The organism is Bacillus canaveralius (assembly GCF_002860125.1).
Classification (GTDB): domain Bacteria; phylum Bacillota; class Bacilli; order Bacillales; family Cytobacillaceae; genus Bacillus_BJ; species Bacillus_BJ canaveralius.
Map to the genome: position 1 here is coordinate 1 of NZ_PGVA01000033.1, position 15,267 is coordinate 15,267.

A 15,267-nucleotide genomic window follows, 5' to 3' on the forward strand; every position below is an offset into this window, starting at 1 on the left:
CGGCTACGCCATTATCTGGATGAGAAGGGAAATAATTCTCCTACAAACATTTTACTCATACTCAATTTTTGCCGCACTAAAAAACGGAGACGAGCTGTCTCCGTTTCATTTTTTCTTATTTAATCCAGCCGAGAATCATTTCACGAAGCAGCTTGCTTGCCGTATTGGCTGTTTGTTCGGATGGGTCATAGACAGGGGCGACTTCGACAAGGTCTGCGCCAACTACACGAACATCTGATCCGGCAATTTCGTGGATGGACGCCAGCAGTTCCCTGGATGTGATTCCGCCAGCATCGACAGTACCGGTTCCCGGGGCGTGGGCAGGGTCCAATACATCAATATCAATTGTGACGTATACAGGGCGGCCGGCGAGCGTCGGCAGGATTTCCTTTAATGGCTTATGGACTTCAAATTTTGAAATATGAAGCCCTGCTTGTTTGGCCCACTCAAACTCCTCCTTCATTCCTGAACGAATTCCAAAGGAATAGATGTTCCCGGGACCGAGCAATGCTGCTGCCTTCCGAATCGGTGTCGAGTGGGAAAGCGGCTCACCTTCGTAATGCTCCCGCAAATCTGTATGGGCGTCCATATGGATAATGGCAAGATCCGGATATTTTTTGTACATCGCTTTTATGACCGGCCATGATACTAAATGCTCGCCGCCCATTCCGAGCGGAAACTTTCCGTCGGCAAGAATCTTCCCGACGAACTCTTCAATCGCTTCAATGCTTTTTTGCGGATTTCCGAATGGAAGCGGAATATCCCCGGCATCAAAGTATTTAACATCCTCAAGCTCCCTGTCGAGATATGGGCTGTATTCTTCGAGACCGATTGACACTTCCCTGATCCGGGATGGGCCAAACCGGGAGCCGGGGCGATAGCTTACCGTCCAATCCATCGGCATGCCATAGATGACGGCTTCGCTTTCATTATAATCCGGATGACTCTTAATAAAGACATTGCCTGAATATGCTTCATCAAAACGCATGGAAAAACCCCACTTTATATGTAATCTGGACAGCCCTGCAGCTCATGGCCGTCCTGCCTGAAAATTACTTTGTTAAGTCACTGACGAATTTTGGCAATACGAAAGCTGCTTTGTGAAGCTCTTTCGTATAGTACTTCGTATCGATATCATGAAAGCGATCGTCGCTTACTTCGAGTGGATCATACTTTTTCGATCCAATCGTAAACGCCCATAACCCGCTTGGATATGTCGGGATATTTGCAACATAAAGCCGGGTAATCGGGAATATTTCTTTGACGTCCTTTTGCACACTGCGGATCAAGTCTGCTTTAAACCACGGATTATCTGATTGAGCCACAAAAATGCCATCCTCTTTCAACGCCTTTGAAATTCCGGCATAGAACCCTTTTGTAAACAGGTTCACGGCAGGTCCGACAGGCTCTGTCGAATCAACCATAATGACATCATATTCGTTTTCACTTTCGGCGATATGCATAAAGCCATCTCCAACCTTGACGTCGACACGCTCATCATCAAGCTTGCCGGCGATTTCAGGCAGGTACTTTTTCGAGTATTCAATGACTTTGCCGTCAATATCAACGAGTGTCGCTTTTTTAACGCTCGGGTGCTTTAAAACTTCGCGAATGACGCCGCCGTCACCACCGCCGACGACAAGAACATTTTCAGGGTTCGGGTGTGTAAATAAAGGTATATGCGCCACCATCTCATGGTAAACAAATTCATCTTTTACAGAGGTCATGACCATATCGTCAAGAAGCAGCATATTGCCCCATTCTTCTGTTTCGACCATATCGAGCTTTTGAAAGTCTGTTTGTTCTGTATGTAAAGTGCGTTTTACCTTCATCGTAATCCCAAAATTATCTGTTTGTTTTTCTGTAAACCAAAGTCCCATATTTATCATCCTTTCGTTATTACGCTGCAATCTATGTATAACACCGATTCTGATTCACTTTATAATGTTCCCCAACCGGTTAATTACAAACATGAGAAAAAGTATAGAGGAATCTAGCAAAAATGCAAGAAAAAAATTGTTTTTTCATAGGCAATGTTTAAAACCCGGCTGTTTTTTTCATACTGATAATAGCTTTGTGGCTGAGCATTTTATTAATGGAAAAACAGGGGGTGATTCCTATCGAGATTATGACCGATCGTCGGTTTCGCAAAACAATCAAGTACGTAAGAGCATTTTTGATCATCAGTTTAATAGGAATTGCCTTCATGGTTGTCCTTATTACCGGTATATTGGGATATGCAAAAATATTGGGAGCGCCGCCGCTCGCAGTTCCGCAATCGACATTGTATTACACGGATGACGGAACCGTTCTCGGTGAAAGCAACAGCGGCCAGAAACGCTACTGGGTTCCGCTTGAAAATATTTCCCCTTCGTTAATTGAAGCAACTGTCTCGATTGAGGATAAAAGCTTCCATGAACATCATGGCTTTGATTACAAGCGAATCGCCGGTGCTGCCCTGGCTGATCTAAAAGCTCTTTCTAAAGTGCAGGGAGCAAGCACAATTACTCAGCAATATGCGCGTAACTTGTTTCTTGCGCATGAGAAGACGTGGAAACGGAAAATTCTTGAGGCCTTTTATACGATTCGTTTGGAAATCAATTATTCAAAAAAAGATATATTGGAAGGATATTTAAATACCATCTATTATGGAAACGGCGCTTATGGTGTTGAAGCAGCAAGTCAATTTTATTTTGGCAAAAGCGCCGGGGAATTATCCGTTGGCGAAGCCGCTTTGCTTGCGGGCATTCCGAAGGGTCCCGGTGTTTATTCCCCGTTCGCTTCAATGGAAAAAGCAACGGAACGGCAAAAGGTGATATTAAATTCGATGGTCGAGGACGGCTACCTGAAGAAACAAGCAGCTGAACAAGCTGCAGCAGCGCCGTTAACGCTAACTGGACAGCATCTTCATTTACAAACCGAAACCGCTGCATATTTCCAAGACTCAGTCAGAAACGCGTTGAAAACCGAGTTGAAGCTAGATGACCGCACGATTGCACTTGGCGGTCTCAAAGTGTATACAACCCTAAATCTCAAACAGCAGGAAATCGCGGAAAAGACCGTTAAAAACTTGATCTCAAAGGATTCTGAGATTCAGCTTGGTCTTGTCGCGATGAATCCAGGCAACGGCCATGTTAAAGCAATGGTTGGGGGCAGGGATTATCGCCAAAGCTCTTTTAACCGGGCCGTCCAGGCTATACGCCAGCCTGGCTCAACGATCAAGCCATTGCTTTATTACCAGGCACTTGATGAGGGATTCACACCGTCAAGTACAATGAGAAGCGAAAAAACAACCTTTCAATTTGAAGAGGGAATGGCTGATTACACCCCGCATAATTATAACAACCTTTACGCAGAAGATGATATTACGATGGCCCAGGCACTTGCGGTTTCAGATAATGTATTTGCCGTAAAAACTCATCTCTTAATGGGTGAAAAATCGCTTGTTGAGACGATAAAGGACTTTGGCATTTCTACTAAAATGTCGGATGTGCCATCCCTTGCGCTTGGCACCTCCGGGGTGCGCGTTATCGACATGGCAAATGCATACAGCCTGCTTGCCAATGGCGGAAAAAAGGTAGCCCCAGTGTTCATTGAACGAGTCGAAAACCACCGCGGTGAAGTGATTTATGAGTATAAAAATTCAAAGGAAACGATTCTCCGTCCGGATCTTGCGTTTGTGATGACCCATATGATGACCGGTGTGTTTGACAGGAAGCTAAACGGCTACACAACCGTAACAGGGGATACGATCATCAAAGACATGACGCGATTGTATGCAGGAAAATCAGGTTCCACCGATACGGATAGCTGGATGATTGGCTTTGCCCCGCAGCTCGTTACGGCCGTTTGGACAGGGTATGATAAAGGAAAACCGATTGAGCTCACCGCCGAAAAATCGTATGCGAAAAACGTCTGGGTCCATTTTATGGAACAGGCACTGGAGAATGAACCAATCAAAGCGTTCAAACCTCCAAAAGGGGTTGTCGGTGTATATGTGAATCCGGTCAATGGAAAATTAGCGACGGAAGACTGTCCGATAAAACGGTTAACTTATTTCGCGGCAGGTACTGAGCCGGTCGACTATTGTACAGAGCATATCGAGGATGGAAACAATCGATCCACGGAGCCGAAACATCCGAAAGCAAAAGCACCATGGTATAAGAAAATATTTGAGTGGATTCCGTAATTTTTTTCGTATAAAAAACCCCCGGGGGCTGATTCCCGGGGGTTTTCCTGTCCTAGTTCTAACGTGTTCACGTTGTTAAATAGTTTACTTTTTTTATCAGAATTGGACAAGTACTTATCACAAATAATTCACCAATTTGTCACAAATCCATAAATAAAAGGAAATTACTGTGCGCTGCGCGTTAAGCCTTCCCGCAGCTCAGGTTCCGAACGATTCCACATTCCTTGATCATGGTTTTGCAGAAATTTTGCTAAAATCTCTTTTGACCTGTTGTCCATATGCTCAACGATGATGTGGCGCTTAATCGATTTATCCAGACGGTTTACATGCTCCGGCAGCAATTTGTAACCCCTTCTAATCGCCCGGTCAACCGTCATTTCACAGGCTGTCACCCCGGCATAGTACGGTCCTGTTTCTTTCCGGTCTATCGTTACCCAAACAAGCCAGTATGGTTTTCCGTTTGGAACGTCTTCCTTGTTAGCAAGAAACTTGATCCCTTTTTCGACAACACTTCTGGCATGCAACGCTCCAACATCTACAACGGCTTCGCCTTCTTCTACATCAACAATCACCGGCGAAACATTGTCAAGGCTTAAAGATCCTCCACCAAAACCGCCGTGTCCATCAGTTGGGTCACTTTTAATAATATTAAAACCGATCGATTTCTTTTTCTTTTCTTCCATATGTGCATCCTCCTTGTAACAGGTCCCTTATCATAGAAATAACTGGTAAAAAAACTGGTCAAGCCCGTTAAAAATCACCGGAAAGAAGATATTAAAAACGGGTTGAATCGTATAATCGCCTAGCGGTGTAATTACCAGGATAATAAATATTAACGAACCGTATGTTTCGAACTGCGTCATTTTAGCCCGAAGCTGCCGCGGTGCCAGATCTTCGATAATCCGGTAACCGTCCAATGGCGGAAGCGGCAGTAAATTGAATACAAACAGAATTAAGTTTAGCCGGATAAACATTTCCAAAAACTCGGGGATGAACTCCGGCAGACTATTGGCCAGGCCGGCTGAGGCCAATCCATATAATAAGGCAAAGCCAATCACTGTGAGAACGAGATTGCTGAGTGGACCCGCAACTGAAACAGTGATGCCGGCCAGCTTTGGATTTTTAAAGAAAAACCGGTTCACGGGAACAGGACGAGCCCAGCCGAATCCCGCAATAAAAATCAAGATGGTTCCGACCGGATCCAGGTGCTGAATCGGGTTTAAGGTCAGTCTGCCTTGTTTTTTTGCGGTCTCATCACCAAATTTGTAGGCTGTATATGCGTGGGCGAATTCATGTACCGTAAGTGCGATGATAAGCGTTGCCGCCACATAGGGAATTTGCTCAAGTGGAAAGGCAAGAAATTGTTCCAATGATCCTGTCTCCTTTATGAAACGCTTCGTTTTTTACTTATATCGTTCCTGTCTGCAATCATATGGTTCGCTCTGATCTTGCTCTAAGTTGATACAGATAGGAATCGCGAGTATTAAGTAAAGTATACATGAAACCGGCGTTAAAGTGAAAAATGGAGATATTGAAAAAAGCCTGTGCGAACTTTAAGATTCCCTGCTTTAACAAGCGTCAAGAGGGGGATAATCCCGTTTGATATGGTAAAATCGTTAAAACGGACAATATCCCCCGTTAATAAACGAAATTTGGAGGAAATCAACCATGCCTTATGTAACCGTTAAAATGCTTGAAGGAAGAAATGAAGAGCAAAAAAGGGCGCTAGTCGAAAAAGTTACCGAAGCCGTTAGCGAAACAACCGGGGCTGCACCAGAGAAAATTGTTGTTTTTATCGAAGAAATGTCTAAAAACCATTATGGTGTGGCTGGAAAACGGTTAAGCGACGAATAGGCTTGCAGATAAAAAAGCTAAGCATCCTTATGTACGGGCGCTTAGCTTTTTCGCTAAAGTTAAAGATCCTACTGAAGTTTAGCTTTTTGTTTCAGTTCTTCAATATACTGATAGGCACTTTCAATTTCTTCTTCTGTATAGTGCTGCTTGCTTTTTAGCGTAAATACTTTTTCGCTGACCTCAGCTCGTGAAAGATTATCAAAATACAATACAGTGGAAACAAGCTCGAGAAATCTAGCATTCTGGCTGTTCATATCAATTAGGCAATCCTCAAGGCAAGGTATGACCACTTGATTGGAACTCAAAAATTCTTTCCCTGACTCTGTCAAAGAGTAGCGGTATTGAAAATAGCCGCCCGTTTTTTCTTTCTGCTCATGCAGAAACCCCATATTGCACAGTTCTTCGACTCTTAGAGTAAGCTCCTCCGAATATGGGCCGTAAAAATGAAATTGGAATCTTTCCTGAAAAGGAAACGATACTTTCTTGGCAATATAAATGATTTTCTGCAGCTTTTTTCTGCCGACTATTTCCTCAGCAGCCGCAACTGCATACATTAATTTAGCATGGTCTTTTAGCAAAATCCGTCATCTCCTACCCCAATTATTACAGATATCCGTTTTAGTCGTTATGTAGTGATCCAGTAATTACTGAACTCCGGGCATAAGATACCGGGTTCTGCTTACTGTAAGTTATATTGTCAATTCCGCCCCATTTTCCCTATAGTTCGAGAAGCTCCCGAATATGTTGTTTAATATTATGGTTCACAGAATCATCCATTAGCATATCTTCCGGAAAATAGAGCTTATGGTCGGTTCTTCTTTTTCCCGATACAGATTCGACAATTTCCGATAGCCTTGACAATTCGCGGATATCACCGTTTTTCAACTGCAGGTGAATCGGCAGCCTTTCCTCCTCTTCACCCGGGCGATAGAAATCATAAGGCAGGTCTGAAGAAGAGTCGACCACCAAATAATATTCCGGATCAATTCCTGCCTTAACGAACAAAGACGACAACTCATGAAGCTTTTTGTATTCTTTTGCCGGATCGAATTCGATGTATTTAAAGAGGTTCCGATTCATAAAGCGCCTGCAAAGATCGCTTAAAATTTCATCCTCTTCATCCTGCCATATTTGAAAATAATAAAGGAATACAGCTTCATCCAACCTCAAGTAATCTTCAAGAGTAACTTTCCCATCAAAAAGGGAATAGAAATGGAAGGGATCGAACTTAAACGAATAGGATTTTTCATGAAGATCCTTGGCCCGGTGGAGGATTTTTGTGAGGACCACTTCAGCACTTCGCGTTACTGGATGAAAATAAACCTGCCAGTACATTTGATAGCGGCTCATAATATAGTCTTCCACCGCATGCATTCCGCTCTGTTTAAAAACGACCTGATCCTCGCGCGGACGCATGACCCGGAGGATTCGTTCCATATCAAAATGGCCGTAGCTTACTCCAGTATAATAGGCATCACGCTGCAGGTAATCCATCCGGTCAGCATCAATTTGACTTGAGATCAAACTGACAACCAGTTTGTTTTTATATGTTTTCGCAATCACTTCAGCGACTTTTTTCGGAAAATCGCTGGCTACTTTCGCTAAAACTTGATTGACCTCTGTACCTCCGAGGAGAATCTCCTGGGTAAATTGTTCATGATCGAGGTCAAAAACTTTTTCAAAAGAATGGGAAAACGGACCATGTCCCAAATCATGCAACAGTCCGGCACACAATGAAAGCAAGCGCTCATCGCTGTTCCACTCCGGCCTGCCATTAAACACGCCATCAACGATGCGGCGGATAATCTCATAAACTCCGAGTGAATGATTAAAACGGCTGTGCTCAGCACCATGAAACGTTAAATAGGTTGTTCCAAGCTGTTTAATCCTGCGGAGGCGTTGAAACTCCTTCGTACCGATCAAGTCCCAGATCACGCGGTCACGGACGTGAATATAGCGGTGAACCGGATCCTTGAATACCTTTTCTTCGCTTAACTTCTCAGCCGAATAAGCCATTCTGTCGCCTCTCTCTATTTATCCCTTCTATGGGGCGAACCCCATGCTCATGGAACACTTATATATTCATATTATATCCGGTTTCTTCCGGCAAATCACCTTGTATTTCTGCAAAATTCGACGCATTTCTCGTAAAGTCTAACAAGCGCTTTGGAAATAGATCGGGTGATATACCCGCGCTGTTGGTACATCACGCCATACTCCTGGCCAAATTCGTTTAACCATAAAAAATCACCTGAGGACGAATATCCAAAGGTGATTTTATTTATTCAGCTTCTTTTGTATTTTTTCGATTAATTCAGGTTCTGTTAAGGCAGCCAAAGGCCGGTTATTTACAAAAGCGAATGTTTTTTTTCGGCCTGGTCCACAATAGGACTGGCAGCCAATCTCTATTTTCGCTTCAGGATCCACTTCTTTTAACTGGGGGATCAGCGTCTTTAAGCTTACTGCCTGACAATCGTCGCAAACACGAAATTCGTTTGCCATTTATTTTACAACCCTTTCCGCGGTATGCATAAACCTCGTTACTGGCTAAAGGGTATTTTACATTTTATCGCATCTTAATGCAAGCCGAAAATATATACAGAACAGCGTGGAATTGCTATTTTTCCCAGCATAGTTAACCATTTCTATCGAAACGGAAAAATATTTTATAAAAAATCTACTATCCTTGCAACTGCTTTGTATAAAAACAGAAAAAGTCGGAAAAGATTAGATTAGAACATTAATTAATTTTCAAAGATGTAAAAGGGAGTGTAGAAATGAAAATTCGTCAAGATGCATGGACAGAAGAAAATGATTTATTGCTGGCGGAAACCGTTTTGCGCCACGTCAGGGAAGGCAGTACTCAATTAAACGCTTTTGAAGAGGTCGGAGACAAACTTAATAGAACATCCGCAGCGTGCGGCTTTAGATGGAATGCAGTCGTCCGCCACCGTTATGAAAAAGCGCTTCAGATCGCAAAAAAGCAGCGTAAACAAAGGCAAAGAATTCTCGGAAAAGACCAGAGCGGCAAGAAAAAGCTGCTGTACAATCCTCCAGCCCCGACCATAGAAGTGTTTACACCTATTGAGACGGGAGAGCCGGTTGAAACAACTGATTCTACTGATTTTGTTGAAACGGTCGACGCCCGCGAAGCATACGTTCCTGAATTTGATTATGAACCTGCCATTCCAGCCGTAACAACCACTGCACTTAATCTTGATATGGTAATTGCCTACTTGCAAAACATAAATACCTCGAACTTGCATGGTGACATCCTGAAGAGCGAGAATGAAAGATTAAAACGCGAAATTGCCGAATTGAAAAAGGAAAACGAAGAGTTGACCGGAAAAATCGAAAGTCTTGAACAGGATACGGTTATGATTCAGGAAGATTACGAGATGTTAATGAAAATTATGAATCGAGCCAGAAAACTCGCGTTATTTGAAGAAGAAGAGCGTCCAGCCACTAAATTTAAGATGGATAGGAACGGCAATCTTGAAAAAGTGGCAGAATAGCGCCGAAAAGGAGCACGTTATTTTACTTCTAAACTTAATAGAAACGTGGAGAAGGAGAGAGGCAGCACATGCCGATTCCAAGAAAAGCCGTGAACTTTTACTGTTCACGGCTTTTCTGAGCTTCATTCAATCGGGAAAATTTTGAAAATTGTTTGGGATTTCAATGTCCAGCTCCGACGTACAGGACGTACTAGTGCCGACGTTGCCACAGGACGTGGCGCTCTTAGTCGGCCAGCGCTTGTCGGCGCTGACCAAGGCGCTTCCGCTTTTCTTATGGGTTTGCGAGAATTTTATCGTTGCGTTCAGCCACTCTCATGTAGTAGCCTTCAAAGAGTGGAATTTCTTCCGGGCTAAGCTGGCCGCTGGCGAGCTGTTCACTGTGCTGCTTTAATACTTTCATAAACCGCAGCATTACCTCAGGCACCGTCAGGCTTACGCCGAGCAACTCCGAAAGGGAGGCCATCACAGCAGGAACAATTTCAGGATACTGAAACTTTGTTGATTCGTCTTTTTTTGCCTTTGCATAGAATTCTTTCAGCAGCCTTGCCCTTGCAGCACCGCTGCCCGAAATGCATAAATAGATTTGAACTGCAACTCCGTTTTGAATGCGCCGCTGCGAAATTCCTGCGAACTTCTTGCCATCAATGCTTAAATCATAGCTGCCAGGACAATAAGAACCGGAAATTTCTCCTGCTTCGATATTTTTGTTAAAATCAGCAAACATTTCTTTGACCAGGAACCAGACCGCCGCATAACCACGATTGATATCAATCCCTTTTTCAGTATCCGGGAAAATAAGCGACAGGTTTAGGACCCCTTCGTCAAGAACAACTGCCAAACCTCCCGAATTCCTAACAATAGATTGATAACCTGCCGATTCCAGATATTCGATGCCAGCCTCCAGAAAAGGAAGCCTGCTATCCTGTATTCCTAAAACGACAGTATTATGATGGACCCATGCTCTCGCTGTTGCCGGAGATGAACCTGATCCAACAGAAGCACATAATGTATCATCCATACCAAACGATTGGAGGGCATTAAAATGGACCCCAACACTCGATTGGTCAATTAATCTCCATTGTTTTTGACGCAATAATCCAAGCGCCTCGTCCATGTCTGTTACTCCTTCATAAATACATACTATCATCCTGTTTATTATAGCATAGACCCCTGTAAAACCTTGTAAGGAAGGATCTCGTCCGGTTTAAATAAAAGAGCCAGCCTTCATAAGGACTGACCCGGTTTGGTTGTTATTTGCTATTTATTGCAGTGTCTGGGCAGCCGTAATCAAGGCAAGTTTATATACATCTTCCTCATTACAGCCTCGGGACAAGTCGTTTACCGGGCGGTTCAATCCTTGCAGGATCGGGCCGATCGCTTCAAATTTCCCTAAGCGCTGCGCGATTTTATAACCAATATTTCCAGCTTCAAGGCTTGGGAAGATGAACACGTTCGCATCTCCTTGCAGTGGAGAATCAGGAGCCTTTTTCTCGGCAACCGCCGGAACGAATGCAGCATCAAACTGAAATTCTCCATCAAGAACAAGTAAAGGGTCACGCAGCTTTGCCTCTTGAACCGCTGCTGCTACCTTTTCCGTTTCAGGAGATTTGGCCGAGCCTTTTGTAGAAAAGCTTAGCATTGCGACGCGAGGTTCGATATCAAACATTCTTGCTGTTTTTGCACTTTCAATCGCAATTTCAGCTAAATCCTGGCTGTCGGGAGCAATGTTAATCGCACAATCGGCAAAAACGTACTTTTCATCGTTGCGAACCATAATGAAAACACCCGATGTTTTGCGCACGCCTTCTTTCGTTTTAATAATCTGCAGGGCAGGCCTTACCGTATCCGCTGTTGAATGGGCCGCACCGCTGACAAGCCCATCCGCCCGATTGGCATAGACGAGCATCGTGCCAAAGTAATTTTCATCATGAAGAATTTTGCGCGCTTCTTCTTCTGTTGCTTTACCTTTTCGTCTTTCCACGAAAGAAGCAATGAGTTCATCCATCATCATAAAGTTGTTTGGATCATAAATTTCTACAGCATCAAGAGATACACCAAGATCCTTTGCCTTTGCCTGGATTTCCTCGATATTTCCGATCAAAATAGGGGTTAATAGTTTTTCTGAAGCTAGTCTGCCTGCTGCTGTCAGGATCCGCTCATCCAAACCTTCGGGAAAAACAATTTTTTTATTTTGCCCGCTTACTTTTTCCTTTAAGGAAGTAAATAAATCGCTCATATGTATTCCTCCTTCATTTCTCTATCCTTTTAGAATACTGTAACCCGCGCAAATTTCAAGAAGTTAAGTCACTGACAACGGTTCCAGCCCAAATGTTTTTGTATTCTAAAAGTTTCTAATAATCACTAAACTTTGACCGAATCATCTTTAATATTTGTACTCTTTTACAAAATATCCTTTTCACGACTTTTCTAAACGGAAAATATTGTCTTAGTTGAGGTTTTGTTCACACGCTTCGCGGAGAAACTGTGGTATAGTATTCTTTGAATTTAGTCTTTTTAGGAGTGATATGAATGAGTGAAGCAGCACAAACTCTCGATGGCTGGTATTGCTTGCATGATTTCCGCACGGTCGATTGGACTACCTGGAAGATGCTTTCAAGCGACGAACGTCAGGCAGCCATTCATGAATATTTAGGCCTTGTTGAAAAATGGAGTGCTGCCCAGGAGCGCAAAGAGGGCAGCCATGCTTTATACACAATTGTTGGCCAAAAAGCTGACTTTATGATGATGATTTTAAGGCCGACCATGGAAGCGTTGAATGAAATTGAAACAGAATTCAACAAAACGAAATTAGCTGAATTTACAACTCCGGCCCACTCTTACGTATCTGTAGTCGAATTAAGCAATTATTTACCTGCCGATGAAGATCCGTATCAAAACCCGCAAGTCCAAGCCCGTTTGTATCCGATTCTGCCTAAAACAAAGCATGTTTGCTTTTATCCGATGGACAAGCGGCGGCAAGGCAATGATAACTGGTACATGCTGCCGATGGAAGAACGCCGCAGCCTGATGCGCAGCCATGGCATGATTGGCCGCCAGTATGCCGGTATCGTAAAACAAGTGATCACAGGCTCAGTCGGCTTTGACGATTATGAGTGGGGCGTTACATTGTTTGCAGATGAGGTCCTGCAGTTTAAGAAGCTTGTTTATGAAATGCGTTTTGATGAAGTAAGTGCGCGTTACGGTGAATTTGGCGCTTTCTTCGTTGGTAACCTTTTAGAAGAAGAAAAAATTGAACAGTTTCTTCATGTAAATTAATTTTTCCTGAACTCCCGGCCATGCTGGGAGCTTTTTTTTGCATTAATCTTTAATGCCGCTCATATGAATGAGATAGTGAGGATGTTAATGCCGAACTCATCTCACCATTCTGGACGGGTTACAAAAGAGAGATGAAAGGATGGCAGCTATTTCCCACAATTGGAGTTATCTATATCGATTATAAATGAAAGTCACAGGAGGGAAAATGATGAAGCCTACAAACTCTAACCCATACGAACATTATGGAGGCTATCGGCAAATTCAACAGCCTTATTACGGAAACGCCGGCGTCGGGCCCACACAGCCTTACGGCGCCCAAGGTTTAGTGTCACCGGGGGTCTATCCGCAAATGACACCAGGCGGACCGGCTCAACCAGGAACAGTACCAACCGGGGGACCTCAAATTCCTGGTATGCTGCCTCTGGAGGAATCATACGTTGAAAATATCTTACGGTTGAACAGAGGAAAGCTGGCAACGGTTTATATGACCTTTGAAAACAATCCTGAGTGGAATGCGAAAGTTTTCAAAGGGATCATTGAAGCGGCTGGACGCGATCATCTGATCCTGAGTGATCCCCAGACAGGCATGCGCTATTTGCTGCTTATGGTAAATCTCGATTATGTTACTTTTGAGGAAGAAATTGAATATGAATATCCATTTGGCGCTGCACCCGGAATGGCCTCGTATTCGCCGAGGTAACAAAGCAAATACTTAATGATCAAAAAAAGCTTTGCCATTTTCGGCAAAGCTTTTTACATTTATAAAGATTTGACGGCGAATATCACCAACAGGATCCACGCGGCTAAAAATGATAACCCGCCGAGCGGCGTAATTGCACCAAGCATGCCAATGCGGGTGACACTGAGGATGTATAAGCTGCCTGAGAATAATATAATTCCGATCAGCATAAGCCAGCCCGACCAGGTTAATAAGGAGCTCGCAGGTACCCTTCCTAATAAAATAGCGATGATCAACAAGCCTGCAGCATGAAACATTTGGTATGTTACCCCTGTTTTCCACGTTTCCAAATACTTCGGTTCAATCTTCCCTTCAAGCCCATGCGCGCCAAACGCTCCTAAAGCGACAGATAAAAACGCATTAATTGCACCAATGATAATAAAAAGTTTCATATACTATCTCCTCGTATCTCGACATTTTAGAAATCAAACAATGAATCACCATTTGACCCGTCTTCCATCGCGATTTTTTTTGTCTGCTGGATCGCCATTGGCATCGGCTGTACATCACGCCGATTATCTGCCGGTTCCTGGCGGTGATGCCGCTTCGGGGCATGGTCATCATCTAGAATGATTTCGCATAAGGCTTTTATAGCATAAATTCGTTCACGCACGCGAGCATCAGCACCTTCCCGTTTTGCCAGCACTAATTCTTCCTCTATTTTCCCGATTAACTTCTGAATCGATATATCGTTCATCGCTACACCTCTATATTAAAAAAGATCAAGCTTCTGTTACTATTTCGTTTCATGGCGAAGACATGGTTTTCCGGAAGCCCGGAACACTTCAAGGGAGGGCAGGTTCCTTGATTTAAATTCGTATGCTTTACAGCCCTTTGGAAATTTCGGGTCCCATGTCACATAATAATAACGGCACTTTATACAGTTTATCCGTTGTTTCTCCAAAAATAACCATCCCTTATTTTTCAACTTTTTCTCTTATTGTAACGTATAATCGATGATCTTAACACCGCGCAATACTGGTGACAGTTTCACGTGAAACATGTCGTTTCTTATCAAATATTGTCAATTTTCCAGTCTATTTCTTTTTCTCCCATTTGTCTTAATATCTGGTTCACTTTTGAAAAAGGACGGCTGCCAAAGAAGCCCCTTCTTGCCGACAATGGACTTGGATGGGATGACAGAATAATGTAATGCCTGTCCGTATCAATCAGCTTTTGCTTCTCTTGAGCGGGACGCCCCCACAATAAAAAAATAACCGGTTCCTCCCGTTCACTTAATAACGTAATAATCCGGTCAGTAAACAACTCCCAGCCTTTTCCGCGATGAGAGTTCGCTTCACCGTCGCGAACCGTTAACACGGCATTTAGCAGCAACACACCCTGGTCGGCCCATTTTCGCAAATAGCCGTTGTTCGCAATAGGACAGCCGAGATCATCGTGCAGTTCTTTATACATATTTTTCAACGAGGGGGGAATTGCTACTCCGGGTTTAACCGAGAAGCTCAAACCGTGCGCCTGGTTCGGGCCATGGTAAGGGTCCTGTCCGAGCAAAACCACTTTCACGTTTTGATAAGGTGTAAAGCGAAGCGCGTTAAAAACGTCGTGTTGATCCGGGTGTACGGTTTTCTGTTGATATTCTTTCTTTAAAAACTCGCTCAGCTTTATATAATAGGGACTGTTAAATTCCGGTTCAAGCAGCTCGGCCCAGTCATTATCCAATATTATTCCCATAG

Annotated in this window: 17 protein-coding genes; 5 read left to right on the forward strand and 12 right to left on the reverse strand. The window is 43.6% G+C overall.

The features are described 5' to 3' along the window. Positions 1 to 115: 115 nt before the first annotated feature. On the reverse strand, positions 116 to 988 hold the full coding sequence (gene speB, locus CU635_RS14530; protein WP_101578103.1) for an agmatinase: 873 nt from the start codon (positions 986 to 988) through the stop codon (positions 116 to 118). A 64-nt stretch (positions 989 to 1,052) separates the two neighbouring features. Next, positions 1,053 to 1,880, reverse strand: coding sequence for a spermidine synthase (gene speE / locus CU635_RS14535; protein WP_101578104.1), 828 nt, complete (start codon positions 1,878 to 1,880; stop codon positions 1,053 to 1,055). Positions 1,881 to 2,095: 215 nt separating this feature from the next. On the opposite strand from speE, the gene CU635_RS14540 reads away from it, so the two are divergent. Then, positions 2,096 to 4,189, forward strand: coding sequence for a transglycosylase domain-containing protein (locus CU635_RS14540; RefSeq protein ID WP_245917484.1), 2,094 nt, complete (start codon positions 2,096 to 2,098; stop codon positions 4,187 to 4,189). 164 nt (positions 4,190 to 4,353) lie between these two features. Here CU635_RS14540 and CU635_RS14545 read toward each other — a convergent pair whose 3' ends face one another. Continuing rightward, a complete protein-coding gene (locus CU635_RS14545; protein WP_101578105.1) occupies positions 4,354 to 4,872 on the reverse strand; it encodes a YwhD family protein in 519 nt (172 codons plus the stop codon). Between the two features lie 30 nt (positions 4,873 to 4,902). Beyond that, positions 4,903 to 5,559 carry a site-2 protease family protein gene (locus CU635_RS14550; RefSeq protein ID WP_101578106.1) on the reverse strand — a complete coding sequence of 219 codons (657 nt, stop codon included), beginning with the start codon at positions 5,557 to 5,559 and terminating at the stop codon, positions 4,903 to 4,905. Positions 5,560 to 5,839: 280 nt separating this feature from the next. Here CU635_RS14550 and CU635_RS14555 point away from each other — a divergent pair, with 280 nt between their 5' ends. Continuing rightward, on the forward strand, positions 5,840 to 6,043 hold the full coding sequence (locus CU635_RS14555) for a 2-hydroxymuconate tautomerase (protein ID WP_257985665.1): 204 nt from the start codon (positions 5,840 to 5,842) through the stop codon (positions 6,041 to 6,043). Between the two features lie 68 nt (positions 6,044 to 6,111). Here CU635_RS14555 and CU635_RS14560 read toward each other — a convergent pair whose 3' ends face one another. The 3 genes from CU635_RS14560 to CU635_RS14570 form a co-directional block, all read right to left on the reverse strand. Continuing rightward, positions 6,112 to 6,621 (reverse strand): YwgA family protein, encoded by a 510-nt coding sequence (locus tag CU635_RS14560; RefSeq protein ID WP_101578108.1) that lies wholly within the window; start codon positions 6,619 to 6,621, stop codon positions 6,112 to 6,114. Positions 6,622 to 6,760: 139 nt separating this feature from the next. Continuing rightward, a complete protein-coding gene (locus CU635_RS14565) occupies positions 6,761 to 8,059 on the reverse strand; it encodes an HD domain-containing protein (RefSeq protein ID WP_101578109.1) in 1,299 nt (432 codons plus the stop codon). A gap of 261 nt (positions 8,060 to 8,320) precedes the next feature. Beyond that, positions 8,321 to 8,545 carry a YuzB family protein gene (locus CU635_RS14570; protein WP_101578110.1) on the reverse strand — a complete coding sequence of 75 codons (225 nt, stop codon included), beginning with the start codon at positions 8,543 to 8,545 and terminating at the stop codon, positions 8,321 to 8,323. Between the two features lie 275 nt (positions 8,546 to 8,820). Between CU635_RS14570 and CU635_RS14575 the strand changes: the two genes are divergently transcribed. Then, positions 8,821 to 9,558 carry an RsfA family transcriptional regulator gene (locus tag CU635_RS14575; protein ID WP_101578111.1) on the forward strand — a complete coding sequence of 246 codons (738 nt, stop codon included), beginning with the start codon at positions 8,821 to 8,823 and terminating at the stop codon, positions 9,556 to 9,558. A gap of 271 nt (positions 9,559 to 9,829) precedes the next feature. Here the strand turns inward: CU635_RS14575 and lipL are convergent, their stop codons facing one another. Next, entirely contained in the window at positions 9,830 to 10,672 is an 843-nt protein-coding gene (lipL, locus tag CU635_RS14580) for an octanoyl-[GcvH]:protein N-octanoyltransferase (protein ID WP_101578112.1), read from the reverse strand. 147 nt (positions 10,673 to 10,819) lie between these two features. Beyond that, on the reverse strand, positions 10,820 to 11,794 hold the full coding sequence (pta, locus tag CU635_RS14585; RefSeq protein WP_101578113.1) for a phosphate acetyltransferase: 975 nt from the start codon (positions 11,792 to 11,794) through the stop codon (positions 10,820 to 10,822). A 293-nt stretch (positions 11,795 to 12,087) separates the two neighbouring features. Here pta and hemQ point away from each other — a divergent pair, with 293 nt between their 5' ends. Further along, positions 12,088 to 12,834 carry a hydrogen peroxide-dependent heme synthase gene (hemQ, locus tag CU635_RS14590; RefSeq protein WP_101578114.1) on the forward strand — a complete coding sequence of 249 codons (747 nt, stop codon included), beginning with the start codon at positions 12,088 to 12,090 and terminating at the stop codon, positions 12,832 to 12,834. Between the two features lie 208 nt (positions 12,835 to 13,042). Then, on the forward strand, positions 13,043 to 13,534 hold the full coding sequence (gerQ, locus tag CU635_RS14595; protein ID WP_373270904.1) for a spore coat protein GerQ: 492 nt from the start codon (positions 13,043 to 13,045) through the stop codon (positions 13,532 to 13,534). A 59-nt stretch (positions 13,535 to 13,593) separates the two neighbouring features. Here gerQ and CU635_RS14600 read toward each other — a convergent pair whose 3' ends face one another. From CU635_RS14600 to CU635_RS14615, 3 genes are all read right to left on the reverse strand, one after another. Next, positions 13,594 to 13,965 carry a DUF423 domain-containing protein gene (locus CU635_RS14600; RefSeq protein WP_101578115.1) on the reverse strand — a complete coding sequence of 124 codons (372 nt, stop codon included), beginning with the start codon at positions 13,963 to 13,965 and terminating at the stop codon, positions 13,594 to 13,596. A 26-nt stretch (positions 13,966 to 13,991) separates the two neighbouring features. Continuing rightward, positions 13,992 to 14,270: a YwdI family protein gene (locus CU635_RS14605; RefSeq protein ID WP_101578116.1), complete on the reverse strand. Its 279-nt coding sequence runs from the start codon at positions 14,268 to 14,270 to the stop codon at positions 13,992 to 13,994. Between the two features lie 317 nt (positions 14,271 to 14,587). Then, positions 14,588 to 15,265, reverse strand: a complete 678-nt coding sequence (locus CU635_RS14615; protein WP_101578117.1) for a uracil-DNA glycosylase — start codon at positions 15,263 to 15,265, stop codon at positions 14,588 to 14,590. Between the last annotated feature and the right edge of the window lie 2 nt (positions 15,266 to 15,267).

Excerpts from the sequence above, each read along its gene's own strand:
- speB (WP_101578103.1), bottom strand. The coding sequence starts at position 988 with ATGCGTTTTGATGAAGCATATTCAGGCAATGTCTTTATTAAGAGTCAT.
- speE (WP_101578104.1), bottom strand. The coding sequence starts at position 1,880 with ATGGGACTTTGGTTTACAGAAAAACAAACAGATAATTTTGGGATTACG.
- CU635_RS14540 (WP_245917484.1), top strand. The coding sequence starts at position 2,096 with ATGGAAAAACAGGGGGTGATTCCTATCGAGATTATGACCGATCGTCGG.
- CU635_RS14545 (WP_101578105.1), bottom strand. The coding sequence starts at position 4,872 with ATGGAAGAAAAGAAAAAGAAATCGATCGGTTTTAATATTATTAAAAGT.
- CU635_RS14565 (WP_101578109.1), bottom strand. The coding sequence starts at position 8,059 with ATGGCTTATTCGGCTGAGAAGTTAAGCGAAGAAAAGGTATTCAAGGAT.
- CU635_RS14570 (WP_101578110.1), bottom strand. The coding sequence starts at position 8,545 with ATGGCAAACGAATTTCGTGTTTGCGACGATTGTCAGGCAGTAAGCTTA.
- CU635_RS14575 (WP_101578111.1), top strand. The coding sequence starts at position 8,821 with ATGAAAATTCGTCAAGATGCATGGACAGAAGAAAATGATTTATTGCTG.
- lipL (WP_101578112.1), bottom strand. The coding sequence starts at position 10,672 with ATGGACGAGGCGCTTGGATTATTGCGTCAAAAACAATGGAGATTAATT.
- pta (WP_101578113.1), bottom strand. The coding sequence starts at position 11,794 with ATGAGCGATTTATTTACTTCCTTAAAGGAAAAAGTAAGCGGGCAAAAT.
- hemQ (WP_101578114.1), top strand. The coding sequence starts at position 12,088 with ATGAGTGAAGCAGCACAAACTCTCGATGGCTGGTATTGCTTGCATGAT.
- gerQ (WP_373270904.1), top strand. The coding sequence starts at position 13,043 with ATGAAGCCTACAAACTCTAACCCATACGAACATTATGGAGGCTATCGG.
- CU635_RS14600 (WP_101578115.1), bottom strand. The coding sequence starts at position 13,965 with ATGAAACTTTTTATTATCATTGGTGCAATTAATGCGTTTTTATCTGTC.
- CU635_RS14605 (WP_101578116.1), bottom strand. The coding sequence starts at position 14,270 with ATGAACGATATATCGATTCAGAAGTTAATCGGGAAAATAGAGGAAGAA.
- CU635_RS14615 (WP_101578117.1), bottom strand. The coding sequence starts at position 15,265 with ATGGGAATAATATTGGATAATGACTGGGCCGAGCTGCTTGAACCGGAA.